Source organism: Teichococcus deserti (assembly GCF_001982615.1).
Classification (GTDB): Bacteria; Pseudomonadota; Alphaproteobacteria; order Acetobacterales; family Acetobacteraceae; genus Pseudoroseomonas; species Pseudoroseomonas deserti.
The window spans coordinates 1-3,241 of sequence record NZ_MLCO01000432.1; the positions used below are offsets into that span (position 1 = coordinate 1).

Genomic DNA, 3,241 nt, shown 5'->3' on the forward strand with positions numbered 1-3,241 from the left:
GCCGCGGCGCCGCGGCCGGGCCTGCCGCCGGTGCGGCTGCCGGGCGAGAAGGGGCTGAAGAGCCGCGACGCCGCGCTCGAACAGGGCGTTCCGCTGGCCGCGGGCATCATGGATGCGCTGAAGCCGATCGCGGCCAAGGCGGGCGTCAGCCTGCCGGAGCCGATCTAAAAGCAAGCGGCGGGGGGAGGTATCCCCCCGCACCCCCTTCTATTTCTGTCAGTTTGCCGCGCCCGCCCCCAACGCCGGGTGCCAGATTGGCCCAAAGAAGAACGTCCCAGGAAATCAGAGAAAAAGATGTCGATCATCGATCTCTCGGCCAAGCGGCTGAACGGGCCCGTCATCCGCCTGCACCCGAATGACAACGTCGTCGTCGCCCGCATCCCGGTCGAGGCCGGCACCTCCATCCCCGGCGAGAACATGCTGGCGCGCGAGGCGGTCCAGCCGGGCTACAAGCTGGCCACCCGCTACCTGCGCAAGGGCGAGCCGATCCTGAAGTACAACGTCACCATCGGCTTCGCCGCGGAAGACACGCCCGCCGGCACCATGATGCATGGCCACAACATCACCTTCACCGAATTCGACCGCGACTATGCCATCGGCGCCGACTACCAGCCGCTCGCCATGGTGCCGGAGGCCGAGCGCGCCACCTTCCAGGGCATCGTCCGCGAGGACGGCCACGTGGCCACCCGCAACTACATCGGCATCGTCTCGACGGTGAACTGCTCGGCCACCGTGGTGCAGTCGATCTCCGACCACTTCAACGCCGAGCGCATGGCCGAATTCCCCAACGTGGATGGCGTCGCCGCCTTCACCCACCAGACCGGCTGCGGCATGGAGCTGTCGGGCGAGCCGATGCAGCTGCTGCGCCGGACGCTGGCCGGCTATATCCGCCACCCGAACATCTACGGCGTCATCGTCATCGGCCTGGGCTGCGAGCGCAACCAGATCGACGGGCTGATCAAGGAGCAGGGGCTGCAGGCCGGGCCGAAGCTGCGCCATTTCGCCATGCAGGATATCGGCGGCACGCGGAAGAGCATCGATGCCGGCATCGCCATGGTGCGCGAGATGCTGGCCGAGGCCAACCAGGTCACCCGCCAGCCGGTGCCCGCCAGCCATATCAGCGTCGGCCTGCAATGCGGCGGCTCGGACGGGTTTTCTTCCATCACGGCGAATCCGGCGCTGGGCCATGCGATGGACATCCTGACCCGGCATGGCGGCACCGCCATCCTGTCGGAGACGCCGGAGATCTATGGCGTCGAGCACACCCTGACCCGCCGCGCCGCCAGCACCGAGGTCGCCGAGAAGCTGATCGAGCGCATCCGCTGGTGGAAGGACGACTATGCGCTGGGCCGCGACACGCAGATCAACGGCGTGGTCAGCCCGGGCAACCAGGCCGGCGGCCTGGCGAATATCTTCGAGAAGTCGCTGGGCTCATCGATGAAGGGCGGCACCGGGCCGCTGATGGAAGTCTATAAATACGCCGAGCCGGTGACGACGAAGGGCTTCGTCTTCATGGACAGCCCGGGCTTCGATCCGGTCTCGGCAACGGGGCAGATCGCGGGGGGCGCCAATGTGGTGTGCTTCACCACCGGGCGCGGCTCGATGTTCGGCTGCAAGCCGGTGCCGTCGGTGAAGCTGGCGACCAACACGCCGATGTACCGCCGCTTGGAGGAGGACATGGACATCAACTGCGGCGAGATCCTGGACGGGACCGCGTCGTTGCAGGAGATGGGCCAGAAGATTTTCGAGCACATCCTGCGCGTCGCCTCGGGCGAGCCGACCAAGAGCGAGGAGCTCGGCCTCGGCCGCCACGAATTCGCGCCCTGGATCATCGGCATCACTGGCTGATTGAACGCGGGGTCCGGGGGGATCGTATCCCCCCGGCCTTGCTTGCTTTCTACAGCAGTTCTTCGAGCGTGTTGGTCAGCGTGGCGATGTCTTCGTCGCGCGACAGGCGGTGGTCGCCATCCTTGATCAGGACGACCTTGGTGTCGTTGGACGCGATATGGTCGGCGATGCGGATGGCCGTCTGCCACGGCACCTCGGCGTCGCGCATGCCCTGCAGCAGGCGGACCGGCCCGGCGAAGGGCAGGGGGGCGTTCAGCACGCGCTGCGCCTTGCCGTCCTCGATCAGCCGGCGGGTGATCGGCACCGGCGGGCCGTAGGGGCTGTCGAGGTGGATGATGCCGTCGCGCAGCAGGGCTTCCTGCTGGGCCGCGGAAAAATGCGGCCACATCAGGTCCTCGGTGAAGTCCGGCGCCGCGGCGATGCCGAGGATGGCCTGGATGCGGTCCGGCATGCGGCGGGACAGGAGCAGGCTGATCCAGCCGCCCATCGAGGAGCCGACCAGGACCAGCGGGCCGGTGGTCAGCTTGTCCAGCGCGATGGCCGCATCCTCGGCCCAGCGGCCGATGCAGCCATTCTCGAAAACATCGTCGCTGGTGCCGTGGCCGGCATAGTCGAAGCGCAGGAAGGCCTGGCCCTGCGCCGCGCACCAGTCGCGCAGGGCGATGGCCTTGCTGCCCTGCATGTCGGAGCGGAAGCCGGCCAGGAAGACGACGGTCGGCCCGTCGCCCTCCAGCCGCGCCCAGGCGAGCTCGGTGCCGTCGCCGCGATCGAGCCGGCCGGCGGCCTCGGTGTCGAGCAGGCTGTCGCTCATGCGCGGGGCAGGCCGCGGCGGGCGAGGTTGGCCATCAGCGCGCCGATGCCGAAGGTCCAGGGCGGGCATTCGTCGGTGCGGCGGACGGTGTTGCTCAGCGCGCCCAGGCGGGGGCTGGCGATGCGCACCACGTCGCCCATGCGGTGGGTGAAGCCGGCGCCGGGCGCGCCGCGGTCCTTGGACGGCGAGAAGGGGGTGCCGAGGAACAGCGCCGCCCCGTCCGGATACTGGTGGTGGGCGTTCAGCATCTGGCCGACCAGGTCGGTCGGGTCGCGGCTGATGCTGCCGACCAGGCCGGATTCGTCGAGCGAGAAGCCGTCCTCGCCGGTGATGGTCAGGCGGATCTCGGCGCGCCGGATGTCCTCGATGCCGAAGTCCTCGGCGAAGAGGCGGATGGCCGGGCCGATGGCGCAGGCGGCGTTGTTGTCCTTGGCGCGGCCGAGCAACAGGGCGGAGCGTCCCTCGACGTCGCGCAGGTTGACGTCGTTGCCGAGCGCGGCGCCGACGATGGTGCCGGCAGCGTTCACCGCGAGGACCACCTCGGGCTCCGGATTGTTCCAGTCGCTGCCGGGATGGATGCCG

The 3,241-nt window shown here is 69.0% G+C and carries 3 protein-coding genes; 1 reads left to right on the forward strand and 2 read right to left on the reverse strand.

The features are described 5' to 3' along the window. Positions 1-294: 294 nt before the first annotated feature. On the forward strand, positions 295-1,848 hold the full coding sequence (locus tag BKE38_RS28535) for a UxaA family hydrolase (RefSeq protein ID WP_207553715.1): 1,554 nt from the start codon (positions 295-297) through the stop codon (positions 1,846-1,848). A 49-nt stretch (positions 1,849-1,897) separates the two neighbouring features. Here the strand turns inward: BKE38_RS28535 and BKE38_RS28540 are convergent, their stop codons facing one another. Together BKE38_RS28540 and BKE38_RS28545 are read right to left on the reverse strand one after the other, a co-directional pair. Next, complete coding sequence (locus BKE38_RS28540) at positions 1,898-2,659, reverse strand: alpha/beta hydrolase (protein ID WP_076960522.1); 762 nt, start codon at positions 2,657-2,659, stop codon at positions 1,898-1,900. Next, positions 2,656-3,241, reverse strand: a 586-nt coding sequence (locus tag BKE38_RS28545) for a fumarylacetoacetate hydrolase family protein (RefSeq protein WP_207553716.1), incomplete at its 5' end; no start/stop codon positions are given. The genes BKE38_RS28540 and BKE38_RS28545, both read right to left, overlap by 4 nt.